Genomic DNA, 21017 nt, shown 5'->3' with positions numbered 1-21017 from the left:
CGGAAGTCGTACGGAAAAGGCCGTACAAGAAGGCCGTACAGGCCGTACAAGAAGGTCGTACGGAGAGCCCTCGCGGGAGCGTCACGCACCGATGGCGTGCAGACCGCCGTCCACGTGGATGATCTCGCCCGTGGTCTTGGGGAACCAGTCGCTGAGCAGGGCGACGACGCCCTTGCCGGCCGGCTCGGGGTCCTTGAGGTTCCACTCCAGGGGGGCACGGTCGTCCCACACGGAGGCCAGCTCGGCGAAGCCCGGGATGGACTTGGCGGCCATCGAGCCGATGGGGCCCGCGGAGATGAGGTTGCAGCGGATGTTCTGCTTGCCCAAGTCGCGCGCCATGTAGCGGCTGGTGGCCTCCAGGGCGGCCTTGGCCGGGCCCATCCAGTCGTACTGGGGCCAGGCGTACTGGGCGTCGAAGGTGAGACCGACGACGGAGCCGCCGTTCTGCATCAGCGGCAGGCAGGCCATGGTCAGCGACTTCAGAGAGTACGCCGAGACGTGCATGGCCGTGGCGACCGACTCGAACGGGGTGTTGAGGAAGTTCCCGCCGAGCGCGTCCTGCGGCGCGAAGCCGATGGAGTGCACGACGCCGTCCAGGCCGCCGAGCTCCTCGCCGACGATGTCCGCGAGCCGGCCCAGATGCTCGTCGTTCGTCACGTCCAGCTCGATGACCTTGGTGGGCTTCGGCAGCTTGCGGGCGATGCGCTCGGTCAGGGTGGGCCGCGGGAACGCGGTCAGGATGATCTCGGCGCCCTGCTCCTGGGCCAGCCTGGCGGTGTGGAAGGCGATGGAGGACTCCATCAGCACACCGGTGATCAGGACGCGCTTGCCCTCGAGAATTCCGCTCATGGTGATCAGTGACCCATTCCCAGTCCGCCGTCAACGGGGATGACGGCTCCAGTGATGTACGAGGCGTCGTCCGAGGCGAGGAACCGCACCGTCGCGGCGACTTCCTCCGGCTGCGCGTACCGGCCGAGCGGCACCTGCGACACGATGCCGGCGCGCTGCTCGTCGGTGAGCACCTTCGTCATGTCCGTGTCGACGAAGCCGGGGGCGACGACGTTGAAGGTGATGTTGCGGGATCCCAGCTCGCGCGCCAGGGAGCGGGCGAAGCCGACGAGGGCGGCCTTGGAGGCGGCGTAGTTCGCCTGCCCCGGGGAGCCGTACAGCCCGACCACCGAGGAGATCAGGACGACGCGGCCCTTCTTGGCGCGCAGCATGCCGCGGTTGGCGCGCTTGACGACCCGGAAGGTGCCGGTGAGGTTGGTGTCGACGACCGAGGTGAAGTCCTCCTCGGACATCCGCATCAGCAGCTGGTCCTTGGTCACGCCGGCGTTGGCGATCAGCACCTCGACCGGACCGTGCTCGGCCTCGATCTCCTTGTAGGCCTGCTCCACCTGCTCGGAGTCGGTGATGTCGCACTTCACGGCGAGGAAGCCGGCCGGCGGCTCACCCGAGCGGTACGTGATGGCGACCTTGTCGCCGGCGTCGGCGAACGCGCGGGCGATGGCGAGGCCGATGCCCCGGTTGCCTCCGGTGACGAGAACCGAGCGGCTCAACGGATCACCCTTTCGATAGCGGTCTGGCACACCCGCCCGGACACCTGGATGACAGGCGGCTTCCTCGAAAACCTATCGGTCCCGGCCCGGACTCGGACAATCGGGCACCGACAGTGGCTCAGGGGCCGGACTGTCGGGTCCCTACAGAACGATGCGGACGCCGGTCGCAAACGTGTGGTCCGTGAGCGGAACGGCACGACATGATCGGAGCGACCACGGGTCACGACAACAAGGAGAGACCTCGGTGCCTCATACGATCGACGAAGCCTTCACGGCGCTTCCCCTACGCGCTCTGGCCGACGCCGCGCTCGCCCGCGCGCGTGCCCTCGGCGCCGAGCACGCCGACTTCCGTTTCGAGCGGGTGCGCAGCGCCTCCTGGCGGCTGCGGGACGCCAAGCCCTCGGGTTCGTCGGACACCACCGACCTCGGGTACGCGGTGCGGGTGGTGCACGGCGGGACCTGGGGGTTCGCGTCCGGGGTGGACCTGACCCTCGACGCCGCCGCCAAGGTCGCCTCGCAGGCCGTGCAGATGGCCAAGCTCTCCGCCCAGGTGATCAGGGCGGCCGGGTCGCGGGAGCGCGTCGAGCTGGCCGACGAGCCCGTGCACACGGAGAAGACGTGGATCTCGTCGTACGAGATCGATCCGTTCAGCGTGCCCGACGAGGAGAAGTCGGGGCTGCTCGCGGACTGGAGCGCGCGGCTGCTGGCGGCGGACGGCGTCAACCACGTGGACGCCTCGCTGCTCACCGTGCATGAGAACAAGTTCTACGCCGACACCGCGGGAACGGTGACCACTCAGCAGCGGGTGCGGCTGCACCCGCAGCTGACCGCCGTGTCGGTGGACGAGTCGAGCGGCGAGTTCGACTCGATGCGGACCATCGCGCCGCCCGTCGGCCGCGGCTGGGAGTACCTCACCGGCACCGGCTGGGACTGGGACGCGGAGCTGGCGCGGATCCCGGAGCTGCTCGCCGAGAAGATGCGCGCGCCGAGCGTCGAGGCGGGCGTGTACGACCTGGTGGTCGACCCGTCCAACCTGTGGCTGACCATCCACGAGTCCATCGGGCACGCCACCGAACTCGACCGCGCGCTCGGCTACGAGGCCGCCTACGCCGGCACCTCGTTCGCCACCTTCGACCAGCTGGGCACGTTGCGCTACGGCTCCGAGCTGATGAACGTCACCGGCGACCGCACCGCCGAGCACGGCCTGGCCACCATCGGGTACGACGACGAGGGCGTCGAGGGACAGTCCTGGGACCTGGTGAAGAACGGCACCCTCGTCGGCTACCAGCTGGACCGGCGGATCGCGCGGCTGACCGGGTTCGAGCGGTCCAACGGGTGCGCCTTCGCCGACTCCCCCGGCCATGTGCCCGTGCAGCGGATGGCCAACGTGTCCCTGCGGCCGGACCCGGCCGGGATGTCCACCGAGGACCTCATCGGAGGCGTGGAGCGCGGGATCTACGTCGTCGGCGACCGGTCCTGGTCGATCGACATGCAGCGCTACAACTTCCAGTTCACCGGGCAGCGGTTCTTCAGGATCGAGAACGGGCGGCTCGCCGGACAGCTGCGGGACGTCGCCTACCAGGCGACGACCACCGACTTCTGGGGCTCGATGGCCGCGGTGGGCGGTCCGCAGACGTACGTCCTGGGCGGCGCCTTCAACTGCGGCAAGGCCCAGCCGGGGCAGGTCGCAGCGGTCTCGCACGGCTGCCCGTCGGCCCTCTTCCGGGGCGTCAACATTCTGAACACCACGCAGGAGGCCGGTCGATGAGCCCGCGTACGAACAAGCCGCACGAGATCGTCGAGCGTGCCCTCGAACTGTCCCGGGCCGACGGCTGTGTGGTGATCGCCGACGAGCAGTCGACCGCGAACCTGCGCTGGGCGGGCAACGCCCTGACCACGAACGGCGTCACCCGCGGGCGCACGCTCACCGTCATCGCGACCGTCGACGGCAAGGAGGGCACGGCCTCCGGTGTGGTGTCGCGGTCCGCCGTGACCCCGGACGAGCTGGAGCCGCTGGTCCGGGCCGCCGAGGCCGCCGCGCGTGGGTCCGGGCCCGCCGAGGACGCCCGGCCGCTGGTCACGGGCGTACCGGTGTCGCCCGACTACCTGGACGCGCCCGCCGAGACCTCCTCGGCCGTGTTCGCCGACTTCGCGCCGGCGCTCGGGGAGGCGTTCGCCCGCGCGCGGGCGGGCGGCCGTGAGCTGTACGGCTTCGCCAACCACGAGCTGGTCTCCAGCTACCTCGGCACGTCGACGGGGCTGCGGCTGCGGCACGACCAGCCCAACGGGACGCTGGAGCTGAACGCCAAGTCGCCGGACCGTACGCGTTCGGCGTGGGCGGGGCGCTCCACCCGGGACTTCAAGGACGTCGACCCGGCGGCGCTCGACGCCGAGCTGGCCGTACGCCTCGGCTGGGCGGAGCGGCGGATCGACCTGCCCGCCGGACGGTACGAGACGCTGCTGCCGCCGACCGCCGTGGCGGACCTGCTGATCTACCAGATGTGGTCCGCGTCGGGCCGGGACGCCGTGGAGGGCCGCACGGTGTTCTCCAAGCCGGGCGGCGGCACGCGCCTCGGTGAGAAGCTCACCGATCTGCCGCTGACGCTGCGCAGCGACCCGAACGAGCCGGGCCTGGAGTCCGCGCCCTTCGTGCTCGCGCACTCCTCCGGCGGCGACCAGTCGGTGTTCGACAACGGGCTGCCGCTGACCGCCACCGAGTGGGTCCGCCGAGGCGAGCTGGGCAACCTGCTGACCAGCCGGCACAGCGCCGAGCTGACCGGACTGCCGGTCGCGCCGGCCATCGACAACCTGATCCTGGACGGGGGCGAGGACCGCTCGCTGGAGGAGATGGTCGCGCACACCGGGCGCGGTCTGCTGCTGACCTGCCTGTGGTACATCCGCGAGGTCGACCCGGCGACGCTGCTGCTGACCGGGCTGACCCGGGACGGCGTGTACCTCGTCGAGAACGGCGAGGTGGCCGGCGAGGTCAACAACTTCCGGTTCAACGAGTCGCCGGTGGATCTGCTGGGCCGGGCCGTGGAGGCCGGGCGCACGGAGAAGACGCTGCCGAGGGAGTGGAGCGACTGGTTCACCAGGGCCGCGATGCCCGCCCTGCGCATCCCGGATTTCAATATGAGCTCTGTCAGCCAGGGCGTATAACCTCGTAGTCGGCTGTCACTCGACCGCCCCGAGCATCATCCAAGGAGATACGAGAACCGTGACGGACATCGTCGACGAGCTGAAGTGGCGCGGCCTGTGGGCCCTGTCCACTGACGAGGACGCTTTGCGCAAGGCGCTCGCGGACGGTCCCGTCACGTTCTACTGCGGTTTCGACCCGACGGCGGCCAGTCTGCACGTCGGCCACCTGGTGCAGGTCCTCACCATGCGCCGGCTCCAGCAGGCGGGCCTGCGCCCGCTGGCCCTGGTGGGCGGGGCGACCGGTCAGATCGGTGACCCCCGTCCCACGGCGGAGCGCACGCTGAACGACCCGGAGACGGTCGCGAACTGGGTGACCCGGCTGCGCGGGCAGATCGAGCCGTTCCTGTCCTTCGAGGGCGAGAACGCCGCGGTGATGGTGAACAACCTGGACTGGACGGCGGGCCTGTCGGCCATCGAGTTCCTGCGGGACATCGGCAAGCACTTCCGCGTCAACAAGATGCTGACGAAGGACTCGGTCGCCCGCCGCCTGGAGTCCCAGGAGGGCATCAGCTACACGGAGTTCAGCTACCAGCTGCTCCAGGGCATGGACTTCCTGGAGCTGTACCGCCGGTACGGCTGCACGCTCCAGCAGGGCGGCAGCGACCAGTGGGGCAACCTCACGGCGGGCCTGGACCTGATTCACCGGCTGGAGCCCGAGGCCGAGGTGCACTGCCTGGCCACGCCGTTGATGGTCAAGGCGGACGGGACCAAGTTCGGCAAGACCGAGGGCGGCGCCGTCTGGCTCGACCCGGAGATGACGACGCCGTACGCGTTCTACCAGTTCTGGCTGAACGTGGACGACCGGGACATCTCCACGTACCTGCGCATCCTGTCCTTCCGGTCCCGTGCGGAGCTCGAAGAGCTGGAGAAGCAGACCGAGGAGCGTCCGCAGGCCCGGGCCGCCCAGCGGGCGCTCGCCGAGGAGCTGACGACCCTGGTGCACGGCGCCGGTCAGACGGCCGCCGTGATCGCCGCGTCGAAGGCGCTCTTCGGCCAGGGCGAGCTGGCGGAGCTGGACGAGAGGACGCTGGCCGCGGCCCTGTCCGAGGTGCCGCACATCCAGGTCGCCGAGCTGGCTCCGGTGGTCGACCTGTTCGCCGAGGTCGGCCTGGTCGCCAGCAAGTCGGCCGCGCGCCGCACGGTCAAGGAGGGCGGTGCCTACGTGAACAACGTCAAGGTCGCCGCCGAGGACGCCGTCCCGGCCCGGGAGGACCTGCTGCACGGACGCTGGCTGGTGCTGCGCCGGGGCAAGAAGAACCTGGCGGCGGTGGCGGTCACGCCCTCCTGAGCAGGGCGAAGGGGGCGGTCTCCCGGATGGGAGGCCGCCCTCTTCGCCGTGTGGGCCCTCAGGTTCTCCGCTTGTTGCGGCCGAGCGTCGCCATGTACGCCATGTCGCCCAGGAAGACGATGACGACCGCGGCGATGAGCTGGAACAGGTGCCTCATCCAGTCGATGCCGGACGTGGCCTCGACGCCGGCCGCCCGGGCGATCGCGTTGCCGACGATCGCACCGAGAATGCCGAAGATGGTGGTCAGCCAGAGAGGGCTGTGCTGCTTGCCGGGGATGATCGCCTTCGCGAGCAGACCCAGCACGAATCCCACAATGATCGCCCACAACCAGCCCATGGATGCCTCCTCGTACGGCGCTACGTGAGCATTACGCCCAGTGTCGGCCCGCCCGCTCTACGCCGCATGTCGGGTACCGCCGTACGCGGTATGCCCGAGGATGTCCGCGCAGGCCGGAGGTGCCCCGCTCTCGTAGACGGCGCAGCCGGGGCGTACCGTGGAAGTGGTCCGGATCCCGTTCTTCGACCGGAGGCGGACCTGGTACGGGCGGAGAGGGTCCGATGCGGGCGGATGGTGGAATGTGATGCGGAAGCAGCATGGCGGTGGCAGCACCGAGGTCTTCCGGATCACCGGAGCCCGGACGGGCCTCCAGGAGGACGTACGGGGACGGCAGCGCCGGTACGTCATCTCGATGACGGTCCGCACGCTCTCGGTGATCCTCGCGCTCACGCTCTGGAACGTGGAACGGCACGTCGCGATCGTCGCCCTGGTGCTCGGCGCGATCCTGCCCTACGTCGCCGTGGTCATCGCCAACGCGGGGCGGGAGAACGCGCCGTCACTGCCGTCGACGTTCGTGACCGCTCCTATCCCGCCGATGATCATGCCTCCGCGCGCGGACGGCGGCGCCGCGGAACCCGTCCCGCAGGACGTGGCGGGCGATCCGGCAGCGGGCGCGGACCACGAGCCGCACCACCGGACGTGATCATGGCGCGTCCCGGTGGGCGCGTCGTAACCGGAAGTCAGGCTCCCGCCAAGCTCAAGAAAAGCTCAGATCAATCATGTTGTTCCAGTGCCGGGCGACGGGCTGGCCGTGACATACTTCGTAGGCGCTCCGCATCCCCCGTCGGAGCGACGGACCGACGCCGGGCAGCTCCCCCCGTGGCTGCTCGGCGTCGCCTTTGTACCGATCTTTTCCGTCGCGCTCAGCGCGCGTGCGCACCGTTCCTGTGAGACGAACCTGTGAGTGACGAGACCCCGATCTGCTCCGCCAAGGGCTGCCGCGCCGACGCCGTGTGGGTGCTCGCGTGGAACAACCCGAAGCTCCACTCGCCAGAGCGGCGCAAGACCTGGCTGGCCTGCGAGGAGCACCGGGAGCACCTGTCGCAGTTCCTCGGTGTGCGGGGGTTCCTGAAGGATGTCGTCCTGCTGGCGGAGTGGGAGGCTCCCGACGCCACGGCCTAGCCGCCGATCGCCGACATCGGCCGGTCCGGCTGGACGAACGACGGGTCGTCCAGGCCGGCGCCCGCCTTCTTGCCCCACATGGCCAGGCGCCAGACGCGGGCGATCTCCTCGTCGGGGGCGCCGGAGCGCAGGGCCGCGCGCAGGTCGGTCTCCTCGCGGGCGAACAGGCAGGTGCGTACCTGGCCGTCGGCCGTCAGGCGGGTGCGGTCGCAGGCCGCGCAGAACGGGCGGGTGACGGAGGCGATGACCCCGACGCGGTGCGGGCCGCCGTCGACGAGCCAGCGCTCGGCGGGGGCCGAGCCCCGCTCGCCGGACCCCTCCTCGGTGAGCTCGAAGCGGGTGCGCAGGGAGGCGAGGATGTCGCCCGCGGTGATCATTCCGTCGCGCTTCCAGCCGTGCTGGGCGTCCAGGGGCATCTGCTCGATGAAGCGCAGTTCGTAGTCGTGTTCCACCGCCCAGGCCAGCAGGTCGGGGGCCTCGTCCTCGTTGAGGCCCGGCATCAGGACCGCGTTGACCTTGACCGGGGTCAGGCCGGCGTCCCGGGCGGCGTCCAGGCCGGCGATGACGTCCTGGTGGCGGTCCCGGCGGGTGAGGGTCTTGAAGACGTCCGGACGCAGGGTGTCCAGGGAGACGTTGACCCGGTCCAGGCCGGCCGCCTTCAGGGCGGTCGCGGTGCGCTTGAGGCCGATGCCGTTGGTGGTGAGGGACATCTGGGGGCGCGGCTCAAGGGCCGCGACCCGCTCGACGATGCCGACCAGGCCGGGGCGCAGCAGCGGTTCGCCGCCGGTGAAGCGGACCTCCTCGATGCCGAGGGAGGTGACGGCGATGTCGATCAGGCGGACGATCTCGTCGTCCGTGAGCAGGTCCGGCTTGGCCAGCCACTGCAGGCCCTCCTCGGGCATGCAGTAGGTGCACCGCAGGTTGCACCGGTCGGTCAGCGAGACCCTCAGGTCGGTGGCCACCCGGCCGTAGGTGTCGATGAGCATGCGGCCCCCTCCCTCTCGGATCACAGGTCTTCCGACACCTGTGAGCCTACGCGACCCCGCTGACATCGCCAGGGCCCGATCCCACGGGACAGGACGCGGCCGCGTCGTAGGGATCTACGACGCGGCCGCGGTGGCGTGTCCGGGCGGCGGGCTCAGTGCGCGCCGGTGCCGGTCAGGGACCGCACCTCCAGCTCCGCGAACTTGGCGGTGTCGGGCTCCTCCTTGGACAGGACCGTGCCGAGCCAGCCCATCAGGAAGCCGAACGGGATCGAGATGATGCCCGGGTTCTTCAGCGGGAACCAGGCGAAGTCGACGCCGGGGAACATCGCCTTGGGGTCGCCCGAGACGACCGGCGAGAACAGCACCAGGCCGACGGCCACGACGAGGCCGCCGTAGATCGACCACAGGGCGCCCTGGGTGGTGAACCGCTTCCAGAACAGGCTGTAGAGGATCGTCGGCAGGTTGGCGGAGGCCGCGACCGCGAAGGCGAGGGCGACGAGGCCGGCGACGTTCAGGTCGCGGGCGAGGGCGCCCAGCAGGATGGAGGCGGCGCCGATGCCGATGGTCGCCAGCCGGGCCGCCCTCATCTCCTGCTTCTCGGTGGCCTTGCCCTTCTTGATGACATTGGCGTAGATGTCGTGCGCGAAGGACGACGACGAGGCCAGGGTGAGGCCGGCGACCACGGCGAGGATCGTCGCGAAGGCCACCGCCGAGATCACGGCGAGCAGGATGGCGCCCCAGGCGGAGTCGACGCCGCCGAGGTGGAGGGCGAGCAGGGGGGCCGCCGTGTTGCCGGACGGGTTGGACTCGATGATCTCTTCCTGCGAGATCAGCGCCGCGGCACCGAAGCCGAGGGCGATGGTCATCAGGTAGAAGCCGCCGATGATGCCGATGGCCCAGTTCACGGACTTCCGGGCGGCCTTGGCGTTGGGCACCGTGTAGAAGCGGATCAGGATGTGCGGCAGGCCGGCGGTGCCGAGCACCAGGGCGATGCCGAGGGAGATGAAGTCCAGCTTGGTGGTGCCGGTCGCGCCGTACTGGAGGCCGGGCTCCAGGAAGGCGGTGCCCTTGCCGCTGTTCTCGGCGGCGGTGCCGAGCAGGTCGGAGATGTTGAAGTTGAACTTCAGCAGCACCAGGAAGGTGATCAGGATGGTGCCGGTGATGAGCAGCACGGCCTTGACCATCTGGACCCAGGTGGTGCCCTTCATGCCGCCGATGGAGACGTACACGATCATCAGGACGCCCACGAGGGCGACGATGAGGATCTTGCCGGCGTCGGAGGTGATGCCGAGCAGCAGGGAGACCAGGACGCCCGCGCCCGCCATCTGGGCCAGCAGGTAGAAGATCGAGACGACGATGGTGGAGGTGCCGGCCGCCGTGCGGACCGGGCGCTGGCGCATGCGGTACGCCAGCACGTCACCCATGGTGTAGCGCCCGGAGTTGCGCAGCGGCTCCGCCACCAGGAGCAGCGCCACCAGCCAGGCGACCAGGAAGCCGATGGAGTAGAGGAAGCCGTCGTACCCGAAGAGGGCGATGGCGCCGGCGATGCCGAGGAAGGACGCGGCCGACATGTAGTCGCCGGAGACCGCGAGGCCGTTCTGGAAGGCGCTGAACTGGCGGCCGCCCGCGTAGAAGTCGGCGGCGTCCTTGGTCTGGCGGCCCGCCCAGACCGTGATGACGAGCGTCGCGACGACGAAGACCGCGAACAGGGAGATGATCAGCGGCCGGTGCTCGCTGGCCTCCCCCGCGGCGAGGAAGGTCTGCTGTGCGGGGCTCATGCGCCGCCCTCCATTCGGGACTTGATGGCCTCGGCCTTGGGGTCGAGCTTGGCGGCGGCGTGCCGCGAGTACCACCAGGCGATGAGGAACGTGGTGAGGAACTGGGCGATGCCGAAGACGAAGGCGACGTTGATGTTGCCGAAGAGCTTGGTGCCCATGAAGCCGCCCGCGTAGTTGGACAGCAGGACGTAGAGCAGGTACCAGGCGATGAAGCCGATGGTGAGCGGGAAGGCGAACGTGCGGTAGGAGCGGCGCAGTTCACCGAACTCCGCGCTCTCGTGCACCTCGGTGAACTCCTCGGGTGAAGGGAGCCGGTGCTGTTCTTTCGAGGGTGGCGGTGTGTCGGTGGCCACGGAGTCTCCTCGCGGTGCGGATGCGGATGCGGTTGTGACGGGGATGGGGGGCGAGTGTCCTCGCGCTCCCTGCTCAAGGTCACGGCGGCGCGCGAGGGCCGGTTCAACAACGAGGGCGTCTTTCCGAAGTCACCTCGGGTAAGTCATTGCTGGCCAGCGACTTCGGCAGATAGCTTCGGGCCTGCACCACCCGTCATGTACCTGCCCGAGCAGTCACCTGCGCCTCGGGCCGGTTTCGTTTTCCGGATGAATGTGGAGACCCCATGCCTCATCTGCGTTCCAGACGCCGCCTGGCCCTCGCGGTACCCGTCGCGCTGTCGCTGACGGCCTCGCTCGGTTTCCTGCCGGCGGTCGCGTCGGCCGCCCCGGGCACGGAGAGCGCCGTGCGGACGGCGGACGCGCCGAACCTGGCGTACGTCGTCAACACCAAGGTGGACCACCGCACGATCGCCGCGGTGGAGAAGGCCGTCCCGGCGGCCGGCGGCACGGTCGTGACCACGTACGAGAAGATCGGCGTGATCGTCGTCCACTCCTCGAACCCCGACTTCGCCCGGCAGATGCGGGCGGTCCGCGGGGTGTGGTCGGCGGGGGCCACGCGCACCACGCCGCTGACCGCCGCGGGGACGACGGACGAGGGCGCGGCGCAGTTCCTGTCGAAGGAGCAGGCCGCGAAGGCCGCGAACGCCTCCGCCGCCACGCCGGACAGTGAGCCGCTGGAGGCCGACCAGTGGGACCTGCGCGCGATCGGCGCCGACCAGGCGGCGAAGATCAACCCGGGCAGCCGCAAGGTGACCGTCGCCGTGATCGACACCGGTGTCGACGACACCCACCCGGACCTCGCCCCGAACTTCTCCGCGTCCCAGTCGGCCAACTGCGTCGGCGGGGTGGCGGACACCAGCGCGGGTGCCTGGCGCCCGTACACCGCGGAGGACTACCACGGCACGCACGTGGCCGGTGAGATCGCCGCGGCCCGCAACGGCATCGGCGTCGCCGGAGTGGCCCCCGGCGTCAAGGTGTCCGGCATCAAGGTGAGCGACCCCGACAACGGCCTCTTCTACCCGGAGAGCGTCGTGTGCGCCTTCGTGTTCGCCGCCGACCACGGCGTGGAGATCACGAACAACAGCTACTACGTCGACCCGTGGCTGTACAACTGCATGGACGACCCCGATCAGAAGGCGATCGTCGACGCGGTCAACAGGGCCCAGCTGTACGCCCAGAAGAAGGGCACGCTCAACGTGGCCTCGGCGGGCAACTCCAACCACGACCTGGACTCCGACGCGATCGTCGACGACTCCAGCCCCGACGACTCCACGCCGGTGACCCGGACCATCGACCCGCACGAGTGCTTCGACGTGCCGACGCAGCTGCCGGGTGTCGTCACGGTCAGCGCGACGGGCGTCAAGAACCTCAAGTCGTACTACTCGACCTACGGCAAGGGCGTGGTCGACGTCGCGGCGCCGGGCGGCGACCGGCTGTACCAGATACCGGACACGCCGTCGAAGAACGGCCGCATCCTGTCGACGATGCCGAACGGCGAGTACGCCTTCCTCCAGGGCACGTCGATGGCCTCGCCGCACGCCGCCGGTGTCGCCGCGCTGCTGAAGTCGACGCACCCGCACGCCACCCCGGCCCGGCTCCAGGCGCTGCTGAAGGCCCAGGCCGACAACCCCGGCTGCCCCGCGTCGTACGACCAGGACGGTGACGGCACGCCGGACGCGGTGTGCGAGGGCGGCGAGCGGGTCAACGGCTTCTACGGGTACGGCATCGTCAACGCGCTGCGCGCGGTGAAGTAACCCGGCGCCCGGCCCTCCCACCGGCCCGCCCACCTGCCCGCCCGCCCGCCCGCCCGCAGGGCTTCCCGACCTCCCGCACGGTCCGCTCGTATCCCGAACGAACTGGAGAATCTTCCACCATGACAGGGCCTCACCCGCGCCACCGGCGCGCGCTCACCGTTCCGCTCGGCATGGCCATGGCCACGGCTGTGGCGTTCCTGCCCCACCCGGCCGCCGCGGCCGACGTGCCCGGCACCGTGGCCGGTGTCACCGGCGCCGTGAACGACATCCTCGCCCCGGCCGCGGGGGCGGACGCGACCGCGCTCAGCTACGTCGTCAACGTCCGCCCCGGGCACGGGCCTTCCGCACAGGTGAAGAAGGCCATCGCCGAGGCCGGCGGCACGATCGTGACGTCGTACGACCAGATCGGCGTGATCGTCGTCCACTCGTCGAACCCGGACTTCGCCAAGACGATCCGCACGATCCGCGGGGTCGACTCGGCGGGCAACACCCGCAACGCGCCGCTGCCCGCGCAGTCGACGACCGATCTGGGCGCGCCGAAGGTGCTCAGCGCGGCGGAGGCCGCCGACGCCCGGGCCGACGCCACCGCCGCGCAGGACCCGCTGGAGTCCCTTCAGTGGGACCTGCCGGCGATCAAGGCGGACAAGGCGCACGAGAAGTCGCTGGGCAGCAGCAAGGTGACGGTCGCCGTGATCGACACCGGTGTCGACGACACGCACCCGGACATCGCGCCGAACTTCGACCGGGCCGCGTCGGTCAACTGTGTGACGGGCAAGCCGGACACGACCGACGGGGCCTGGCGGCCGAGCGCGTCCGAGAGCCCGCACGGCACGCATGTGGCGGGTGAGATCGCGGCCGCCAAGAACGGCGTCGGCATGACGGGGGTCGCGCCCGGCGTGAAGGTGTCCGGCATCAAGGTGTCGACGACCGCCGGCTACTTCTACACGGAGGCCGTGGTCTGCGGCTTCATGTGGGCGGCCACGCACGGCGTCGAGGTCACCAACAACAGCTATTACACCGACCCCTGGTACTTCAACTGCAAGAACGACCCGGACCAGAAGGCGCTCGTGGACGCCGTCTCCCGGGCCTCGAAGTACGCGGAGAAGAAGGGCGCGGTCAATGTCGCCGCGGCCGGCAACGAGAACTACGACCTCGCGGCCGACGAGATCACCGACCCGGTCTCGCCGAACGACGCGACGCCCTCGGACCGGGTGATCGACCCGTCGGAGTGCCTCGACATACCGACCCAGCTTCCGGGTGTCGTGACGGTCGCGGCGACCGGCGCCAAGGGCATCAAGTCGTCCTTCTCCAACTACGGCCTCGGGGTCGTCGACATCGCCGCGCCCGGTGGCGACTCGACGGCCTACCAGACGCCGGCGCCGCCCGCGACCAGCGGTCTGATCCTGGGCACGCTGCCCGGCGGCAAGTGGGGCTACATGGCCGGTACGTCGATGGCGAGCCCGCACGTCGCGGCCGTCGCCGCGTTGATCAAGTCGACGCACCCGTACGCCTCGCCGGCCCTGGTGAAGGCCCTGCTGTACGCCGAGGCGGACGCCACGCCGTGCACGGACCCGTACGACATCAACAGCGACGGCAAGATCGACGCGGTGTGCGAGGGACCGAAGAACCGCAACGGCTTCTACGGCTGGGGCACCGCGGACGCGCTGGACGCGGTCACGAGGTAGATCAACGCAGATCAACGCAGATCAACGTAGATCGACGTGGATCGACGTGGATCGACATAGATCAACGGCGGTCACGACGGGTGAGCGCGGACTCATCTGTTGATTCAGTCAATACCGCATAGTGCGGTCATGACTGGAATCGCGTCCGCCTGGTCCGCCGTGGGCGGCGATCCCGCCCTGCTTCCCGCTGTGTCGGCCGTGGTGCGGGAGGGCGCTCTTCAGGGGCGCCTTCCCGTACGGGAGCTGGCGCGGGCCTGCGTGGGCGCGTGCGCGCTGGCCGCCGCCGAGCTCGCGGCGCGGCGGGTCCGCCCGGCGGTCGTGCCCGGGGTGCGGGTGGACGACGGGGCCGTCGCGACCGCGTTCGCCAGCGAGCGGCAGCTGCGGGTCGACGGGCGGGCGCCGGTCACCTTCGCGCCGCTGTCCCGGTTCTGGCGGACGACGGACGGATGGGTGCGCACCCACGCGAACTATCCGCATCACCGGGCCCGGCTGCTGGGCGCGTTGGGCGTGCCGGAGGGCGAGGGCGCCGCGGCGGCCGTGGAGTCGGCGCTCGCCGAGCGGTCCGCCGCGGAGGTCGAGGAGAGCGTGTACGCGGCCGGCGGCCTCGCCGTCGCGCTGCGCACGCCCGAGGAGTGGGCCGCGCACGAGCAGGGAGCGGCGGTGGCCGGACGGCCACTGGTGGAACGCGCGCGGCTGGACTCCGCGCCCGCGCGCGTGCTGGCCCCGCTGGACGGCGGCCGTGCTCCTCTCCTGCCCGCCGCCGGGCTGCGCGTCCTGGACCTGACCCGGGTCGTCGCGGGACCGGTCGCCACCCGCACGCTCGCCCTGCTGGGCGCCGACGTGCTGCGCGTGGACGCCCCCCGGTGGCCCGAACTTCCCGACCAGCACGCCGACACGGGCTTCGGGAAACGGTCGGCGACCCTCGACCTCGCGGCCGGCCGACGGACCTTCGAGGAACTGCTCGCGGCGGCGGACGTGGTCGTCACCGGCTACCGGCCGGGGTGCCTGGACCGGTTCGGCCTGTCACCGCAGGCGTTGGCCGAGCGGCGGCCGGGGGTGGTCGTGGCGCAGCTGTCGGCGTGGGGCGCGTACGGGCCGTGGGGCGGGCGGCGCGGGTTCGACAGCCTGGTGCAGGCGGCGACCGGGATCGCCGCGGCGGAGGGATCGGTTCAGCGGCCCGGCGCGCTGCCGGCGCAGGCGCTGGACCACGGGACGGGGTATCTGCTGGCGGCGGCCGTGCTGCGGGCGCTGACCGAGCAGTCGGACGAGGGCGGCAGCCGGTCGGTGCGGCTGGCCCTGGCACGGACGGCGCAGTGGCTGATGAGCGGTGTCGAGGGCGACGGCACCGAGGACGCGGCGTACGACGGGGCCGGTCCCTGGCTGGCCGAGAGGGACAGTGCGCTCGGGCGGCTGCGGTACGCCCGTCCGCCCGTCTCCTTCGCGGGCGGGCCACTCGACTGGACGCGGCCGCCGGCGCCCTGGGGGGCGGATGCGCCGCGCTGGAGCTGAGTGACGGCGGGGCCGGAACCGTACAAAGGGGCGCAAGGGTGTTCCGCCGGTCGTTTTCCAGGACTTGCCCGGTTCTGTCGCGGCTGGTGAAGATCGTGAGGTGACGTTGATACGACCGACCACCGAGGTGGCCGACGCGAGCGGCCCCGGGCGCCCTCCCGGCACGGGCCGGGCCGTCGCTCTTCTCGCCCTGGTGGCCCTGGGCGCGCTGATCCCGCTGCTCGGGCCGTCCGCCGCGCTGCACGGCACCGGGGAGGCCGCCGCGCCCGGCGCCGGCGGCATCGCGCTGCTGCGCACCGTCCTGTTCGCGGCGCTCAGCGTCCCGGTGGGCGAGCTGTTCGTGCGCGGGCTGGCCCGTGCCGTGCCCGGCGCTCCCCGGGCCGCGCCCCGCGACTGGGCTCCGTACGCGGCCGGCGCCGGTTTCCTCGCCGCCCTCGGACTCGCGTCGGTCGTGGCCACCGGCAACCTCGTGCCGGACAGCGTCGCCGCGATCGACGTCGGCGGTCTGTACGAGTCGCGCGAGGGCAAGCTGGCGCTGATGGAGGTCAACGCGTTCCTCGCGGCCGGCCTGTGCGCCCTCTCGCGCCGCCCGGCCACCCAGGTCTGGCCGCTGGCCGCGGTGGTCGTGGCGGAGGCCCTGCGGGCGCACCCCGCGACCGAGGACGGCGCACTGCTCGGGTCCGGGCTGACGCTGGTTCACCTGACGTGCGCGGCCCTGTGGACGGGCGGCCTGGTGTACGCGCTGCGCACCCTGCGGCACTGGCGTTCCCCGGCGGCGGGCGCGGCCCTGCTCGGGCTCTACGCGCGCGTGGCGGCCGTTCTGCTCGCCGCCATCACGGCGACCGGGGTGTGGAGTTCGCTCCGCCGCATGCCGTCGGGCCCGTTCCTGGACCAGCTGACGACGACGGCGTACGGGCGCGCCCTGCTCGCCAAGGTGCTCCTCGTGGCCGCCGTCGCCGCTCTCGCGCTGTGGGCGCGGATCCGGCTCGGCCGCGCGGCCGACCCGCTGACCGCCTGCTCCCCCGCGCGCGCGGAGGTCGTCGCGCTGGGGCTGGTGGTCGCGGTGTCGGGGGTACTGACGGCGTTGCCGCTGCCGATCAGGTGGTGAGCCCGCACCAGGGCGCGGTGGAGCACGGCCGGGCCGCCCCCACACGCCCGCCGTCCCCGGCAGCCACCCCGCCGCGTGCCACGGGTGGCCGGGTCCGTCCGGGCCGGCGTTGAGCTCCACGCGCCCGTGCGCCCGCGGCGCTCACCTTCCGTCAACCGGACGGCGGCCACCGCACGGTCCGAACCGCCCGCCCGGTCACGGGACTTCGGCACGCGACAGTGCTCGGCACGCGAACACGCGGACGAGGCGCGGTACCTGACGGACGGGTACGGGACGGCACTGTCAGTCGCGGCCCGTATCCTCATGAACCATGCTCGAAGACCGCACCGCAGTGTCCCCCGCCACCGGGTGGCCGACCGTGTATCCCCAGGGATACGCGGTCGTTGACGTGGAGACCACCGGCCTGGCCCGCGACGACCGGATCATTTCCGCGGCCGTCTACCGTCTGGACGCGCACGGCGAGGTCGAGGACCACTGGTACACGCTGGTCAACCCGCAGCGCGACCCGGGCCCGGTGTGGATCCACGGCCTGACGAGCGACGTGCTGGCGGGCGCGCCCCTTTTCGGTGACATCGCCGAGGAGTTCTCGGCCCGCCTCGACGGCCGGGTGCTCGTCGCGCACAACGCGGTCTTCGACTGGCAGATGATCGCCCGGGAGTACGCGCGCGCGCAGCGCGAGGCACCGGTGCGGCAGCGGCTGTGCACCATCGCGCTCTCCAAGGAGCTGGGCCTGCCGCTGCCCAACCACAAGCTGGAGACCCTGGCGGCGCACTTCGGCGTCGTCCAGCAGCGGGCGCACCACGCGCTGGACGACGCGCGCGTGCTGGCGGAGGCGTTCCGGCCGAGCCTGCGGGCCGCGGCCGCGGGCGGCGTACGGCTGCCGCTGCACGAGTGCCGGCCGCTGACCGAGTGGTCGGACCGCCCGGTGCCCCGGATCGGGCAGCAGGCGGGGTCCGGGTACGGCGGCCACCGGGCGGGCGGGTGGCGCCCCGCCCGCAAGAGGCCGGCCTGCCCCTACCCCAACCCGGGCCGCTACGAAGCGGGCGGACGACTCAAACAGGGCATGCGGATCGCGTTCTCCGGGGACACCTCCGTCGAGCGCGAGCTGCTGGAGGACCGCGCGGTCGAGGCCGGTCTGCATGTCGCCACCAGCATCTCCCGGCTGACCAGCCTGCTCGTCACCAACGACCCGGACTCGGGCACGTCGAAAGTGGTCAAGGCCCGGCAGTTCGGCACGCCGGTGGTCGACGAGGCGGCGTTCGGGCAGTTGCTCGGGGATGTCGAACCGGCGTCCGAGCGGTGACCGTACGGACGGGTGATTGCCGGGCGACTCGCCCGGCGCCGGCACGCCCGCACGCCGCCGACGGCTCACCCTGTGGCCCATGGCGACCTGCGAAGTATGTGGCAACAACTACGGAATGACCTTCGAGGTGCACGCGCAGGGCGCGGTGCACGTCTTCGACTGCTTCTCCTGCGCGATCCACCGCATGGCACCCATCTGCGAGCACTGCCGGGTGCAGATCATCGGCCAGGGCGTCGAGGTCGAGGGCCACTGGTACTGCGGTGCCCACTGCGCCCGCGCGGAGGGAAGGGCGGGCATCGTCGACAAGGTCTGAAGCGGCCCCCACCTCCGGACACCCCACGACCGAGTTGTACCGTCGTGGGGTGTACCGCTTCCTGTTGTCCCGGCAGTGGGTGATCCTCACGCTGGTCGCCCTCCTCCTCATCCCCACGATGATCAGGCTGGGCATCTGGCAGATGCACCGCTACGACGAGCGCACCGCCCGCAACCAGCTGGTCGCCGACGCGCTGTCCGCCGAGCCGGTCCCCGTGGAGACGCTGACCACCCCGGGACACACCATCACCACGACCGAGCGGTACCGCACGGTGACCGCGATAGGCCGCTTCGACACCGACGACGAGGTCGTCGTCCGCCGCCGCACCAACTCCGACGACGAGGTCGGTTTCCACGTCCTCACCCCGTTCGTCCTCGCCGACGGCAAGATCGTGCTCGTCAACCGGGGCTGGATCCCCTCGAACGGCCCGAGCCAGACCGCGTTCCCCGAGATCCCCGCCCCGCCGCGCGGCGAGACCACCGTCACCGGGCGGCTGATGCCCGACGAGACGACCGCGGCGAGCGGCATCAAGAACCTCAGGGGCCTGCCGGACCGGCAGATCATGCTGATCAACAGCGAGCAGCAGGCGCGCCGCCTCGGCGCCGACGTGCTCGGCGGCTACGTCGTGCAGACGGCGCCCGAGCCGAAGGGCGGCACCCCGGAGCTGATCGGCGCGCCCGGCAACGAGGACGCCGCGCTGAACTACGCGTACGCGATCCAGTGGTGGCTGTTCGCGGCCGGCGTCCCGGTCGGCTGGGTGGTCCTGGTCCGGCGCGAGCTGCGCGACCGGCGGGAGACGGCGGCCGGGCAGCCGGCGGAGACACAACCGGCGGCGGTGTGACGGCCTCCTCCGGTCCGCCCGGATTGGTCACCGGATCCGCCGGGAACCCGGACGGGATGCACCCCCGTATCGAGGACTACGCCCTCATCGGCGACGAACAGACCGCCGCCCTGGTCGGCCGGGACGGCTCCGTCGACTGGCTCTGCCTGCCCCGCTTCGACTCGGCCGCCTGTTTCGCCCGGCTCCTCGGCGACGAGGACAACGGTCACTGGCGGATCGCCCCCGAGGGCGCGGAGCGGTGTGCGCGGCGTGCCTACCGCCCCGACACCCTCGTCCTCGACACCGAGTGGGACACCCCCGAGGGCAGCGTGCGCGTCACCGACCTGATGCCGCAGCGGGACCGCTCCCCCGACCTGGTACGCGTCGTGGAGGGCCTCAGCGGCGAGGTCACCGTGCGCAGCACCCTGCGGCTGCGCTTCGACTACGGCTCGGTCGTGCCGTGGGTGCGCCGGTCCGACGGGCACCGGGTGGCCGTCGCGGGACCCGATTCGGCGTGGCTGCGCAGCGAGCCCGAGGTGCGCACCTGGGGCGAGGACTTCGGCACCCACGCGCAGTTCACCGTCGCCGCGGGCGAGAAGGTCGCCTTCGTGCTCACCTGGCACCCCTCGCACGAGCCCCGCCCGCCGCTCGTCGACCCGTACGAGGCACTCGAGCACAGCCTCACCGACTGGCGGGCCTGGGCGTCCCGTTGCCGCTACGACGGCCCGCACCGGGACGCCGTCGTGCGGTCCCTGATCACCCTGAAGGCCCTCACCTACGCGCCGACCGGCGGCATCGTGGCCGCCGCGACCACCTCGCTGCCCGAGGAGATCGGCGGGGTGCGCAACTGGGACTACCGCTTCTGCTGGCTGCGCGACTCCACCCTCACCCTGGGCGCCCTGCTGTCGTGCGGCTACCTGGAGGAGGCCGAGGCCTGGCGGAACTGGCTGCTGCGCGCGGTCGCCGGCGACCCGGCGGACCTGCAGATCATGTACGGCCTCGCGGGCGAGCGGCGGCTGCCCGAGTACGAACTGCCCTGGCTGTCCGGCTTCGCCGGCTCGGCCCCCGTACGGATCGGCAACGGAGCGGTGAAGCAGCTGCAGCTGGACGTGTACGGCGAGGTGATGGACTCGCTGTCGCTGGCGCGGGAGACCGGCCTGCCCACCAAGGCGGACATGTGGGCGGTGCAGAGCGCCCTGATGACGTTCCTGCGGTCCGCCTGGCGGCAGCCGGACGAGGGGCTGTGGGAGGTGCGCGGGCCCCGCCGCCACTTCGTCCACTCGAAGGTGATGGTGTGGGTGGCCGCCGACCGTGCCGTACGCACCCTGGAGGCCCATCCCGAGCTGCACGGCGACCAGGACGGCTGGCGGGCGATGCGCGACGAGGTGCACCGGGAGGTGTGCGAGAAGGGCTACGACCCCGAGCGGAACACCTTCACCCAGTACTACGGCTCACGCGAGCTCGACGCCTCGCTGCTGCTCATCCCGCGCGTCGGCTTCCTCCCGCCCGACGACCCCCGCGTGATCGGCACCATCGACGCGGTCCGCGACGAACTCGGCCACGGCGGCCTCCTGCACCGCTACAGCACGGGTGAGGGCGGTGTCGACGGGCTGCCGGGCGGCGAGGGCACGTTCCTCGCGTGCTCGTTCTGGCTCGCGGACGCCCTGCACATGACGGGCCGCACGAAGGAGGCGCGGGAGCTGTTCGAACGGCTGGTCGGGCTCGGCAACGACGTGGGACTGCTGTCCGAGGAGTACGACCCGGTGGCGGACGTCCAGCTCGGGAACGTCCCGCAGGCGTTCAGTCACATCGGCCTGGTGAACACCGCCCTGGCCCTGTTCGGGCCGGACGAGGCAGGATAGCGG

General features: G+C 71.5%; 19 protein-coding genes. 13 read left to right on the top strand and 6 right to left on the bottom strand.

Features of this window, described 5'->3' with window-relative positions:
• Positions 1 to 81: 81 nt before the first annotated feature.
• The gene (gene fabI, locus ACWD0J_RS19545) at positions 82 to 849 is read right to left on the bottom strand and encodes an enoyl-ACP reductase FabI (protein ID WP_451497063.1); all 768 of its coding nucleotides are present in this window, start codon (positions 847 to 849) and stop codon (positions 82 to 84) included.
• Positions 850 to 854: 5 nt separating this feature from the next.
• Positions 855 to 1559, bottom strand: coding sequence for a 3-oxoacyl-[acyl-carrier-protein] reductase (gene fabG, locus ACWD0J_RS19540; RefSeq protein ID WP_451497062.1), 705 nt, complete (start codon positions 1557 to 1559; stop codon positions 855 to 857).
• Between the two features lie 244 nt (positions 1560 to 1803).
• Between fabG and ACWD0J_RS19535 the strand changes: the two genes are divergently transcribed.
• The 3 genes from ACWD0J_RS19535 to tyrS are packed head-to-tail and all read left to right on the top strand — an operon-like array spanning position 1804 to position 6045.
• Positions 1804 to 3327, top strand: a complete 1524-nt coding sequence (locus ACWD0J_RS19535) for a TldD/PmbA family protein (protein ID WP_451497061.1) — start codon at positions 1804 to 1806, stop codon at positions 3325 to 3327.
• On the top strand, positions 3324 to 4718 hold the full coding sequence (locus ACWD0J_RS19530; protein WP_451497060.1) for a metallopeptidase TldD-related protein: 1395 nt from the start codon (positions 3324 to 3326) through the stop codon (positions 4716 to 4718). The genes ACWD0J_RS19535 and ACWD0J_RS19530 overlap by 4 nt, the downstream gene beginning before the upstream one ends.
• Before the next feature lie 58 nt (positions 4719 to 4776).
• Positions 4777 to 6045, top strand: coding sequence for a tyrosine--tRNA ligase (gene tyrS, locus ACWD0J_RS19525; protein WP_451497059.1), 1269 nt, complete (start codon positions 4777 to 4779; stop codon positions 6043 to 6045).
• A gap of 58 nt (positions 6046 to 6103) precedes the next feature.
• Here tyrS and ACWD0J_RS19520 read toward each other — a convergent pair whose 3' ends face one another.
• Positions 6104 to 6382, bottom strand: a complete 279-nt coding sequence (locus tag ACWD0J_RS19520; protein ID WP_451497058.1) for a GlsB/YeaQ/YmgE family stress response membrane protein — start codon at positions 6380 to 6382, stop codon at positions 6104 to 6106.
• Positions 6383 to 6626: 244 nt separating this feature from the next.
• Here ACWD0J_RS19520 and ACWD0J_RS19515 point away from each other — a divergent pair, with 244 nt between their 5' ends.
• Together ACWD0J_RS19515 and ACWD0J_RS19510 are read left to right on the top strand one after the other, a co-directional pair.
• Positions 6627 to 7025 (top strand): DUF3099 domain-containing protein, encoded by a 399-nt coding sequence (locus ACWD0J_RS19515; RefSeq protein ID WP_451497057.1) that lies wholly within the window; start codon positions 6627 to 6629, stop codon positions 7023 to 7025.
• Between the two features lie 257 nt (positions 7026 to 7282).
• A complete protein-coding gene (locus tag ACWD0J_RS19510; RefSeq protein WP_451497056.1) occupies positions 7283 to 7504 on the top strand; it encodes a hypothetical protein in 222 nt (73 codons plus the stop codon).
• On the opposite strand, the gene moaA is transcribed toward ACWD0J_RS19510, so the two are convergent.
• The 3 genes from moaA to ACWD0J_RS19495 form a co-directional block, all read right to left on the bottom strand.
• The gene (gene moaA / locus ACWD0J_RS19505) at positions 7501 to 8490 is read right to left on the bottom strand and encodes a GTP 3',8-cyclase MoaA (protein ID WP_451497055.1); all 990 of its coding nucleotides are present in this window, start codon (positions 8488 to 8490) and stop codon (positions 7501 to 7503) included. The two genes, ACWD0J_RS19510 and moaA, sit on opposite strands and share 4 nt — an antisense overlap.
• Positions 8491 to 8642: 152 nt before the next feature.
• The gene (locus tag ACWD0J_RS19500; protein WP_451497054.1) at positions 8643 to 10268 is read right to left on the bottom strand and encodes a solute symporter family protein; all 1626 of its coding nucleotides are present in this window, start codon (positions 10266 to 10268) and stop codon (positions 8643 to 8645) included.
• Entirely contained in the window at positions 10265 to 10621 is a 357-nt protein-coding gene (locus ACWD0J_RS19495) for a DUF485 domain-containing protein (RefSeq protein ID WP_451497053.1), read from the bottom strand. The genes ACWD0J_RS19500 and ACWD0J_RS19495 overlap by 4 nt, the downstream gene beginning before the upstream one ends.
• A gap of 263 nt (positions 10622 to 10884) precedes the next feature.
• On the opposite strand from ACWD0J_RS19495, the gene ACWD0J_RS19490 reads away from it, so the two are divergent.
• The 8 genes from ACWD0J_RS19490 to ACWD0J_RS19455 all read left to right on the top strand — a co-directional run bounded on the left by ACWD0J_RS19490 (position 10885) and on the right by ACWD0J_RS19455 (position 21014).
• A complete protein-coding gene (locus ACWD0J_RS19490; RefSeq protein ID WP_451497052.1) occupies positions 10885 to 12414 on the top strand; it encodes a S8 family peptidase in 1530 nt (509 codons plus the stop codon).
• Between the two features lie 119 nt (positions 12415 to 12533).
• Positions 12534 to 14099, top strand: a complete 1566-nt coding sequence (locus ACWD0J_RS19485; RefSeq protein ID WP_451497051.1) for a S8 family peptidase — start codon at positions 12534 to 12536, stop codon at positions 14097 to 14099.
• Positions 14100 to 14228: 129 nt separating this feature from the next.
• Positions 14229 to 15608 (top strand): CoA transferase, encoded by a 1380-nt coding sequence (locus ACWD0J_RS19480; protein WP_451497050.1) that lies wholly within the window; start codon positions 14229 to 14231, stop codon positions 15606 to 15608.
• A gap of 100 nt (positions 15609 to 15708) precedes the next feature.
• The gene (locus ACWD0J_RS19475; protein ID WP_451497049.1) at positions 15709 to 16716 is read left to right on the top strand and encodes a CopD family protein; all 1008 of its coding nucleotides are present in this window, start codon (positions 15709 to 15711) and stop codon (positions 16714 to 16716) included.
• A 310-nt stretch (positions 16717 to 17026) separates the two neighbouring features.
• Entirely contained in the window at positions 17027 to 18019 is a 993-nt protein-coding gene (locus ACWD0J_RS19470) for a DEDDh family exonuclease (protein WP_451497048.1), read from the top strand.
• Between the two features lie 79 nt (positions 18020 to 18098).
• Positions 18099 to 18332 (top strand): hypothetical protein, encoded by a 234-nt coding sequence (locus tag ACWD0J_RS19465; RefSeq protein WP_071528763.1) that lies wholly within the window; start codon positions 18099 to 18101, stop codon positions 18330 to 18332.
• Between the two features lie 49 nt (positions 18333 to 18381).
• A complete protein-coding gene (locus ACWD0J_RS19460; protein WP_451497047.1) occupies positions 18382 to 19173 on the top strand; it encodes an SURF1 family cytochrome oxidase biogenesis protein in 792 nt (263 codons plus the stop codon).
• A gap of 56 nt (positions 19174 to 19229) precedes the next feature.
• A complete protein-coding gene (locus ACWD0J_RS19455) occupies positions 19230 to 21014 on the top strand; it encodes a glycoside hydrolase family 15 protein (protein ID WP_451497046.1) in 1785 nt (594 codons plus the stop codon).
• Positions 21015 to 21017 lie beyond the last annotated feature (3 nt).

Source organism: Streptomyces sp. NPDC003011 (assembly GCF_053591515.1).
This window is presented reverse-complemented; position numbering and strand designations above follow the sequence as displayed.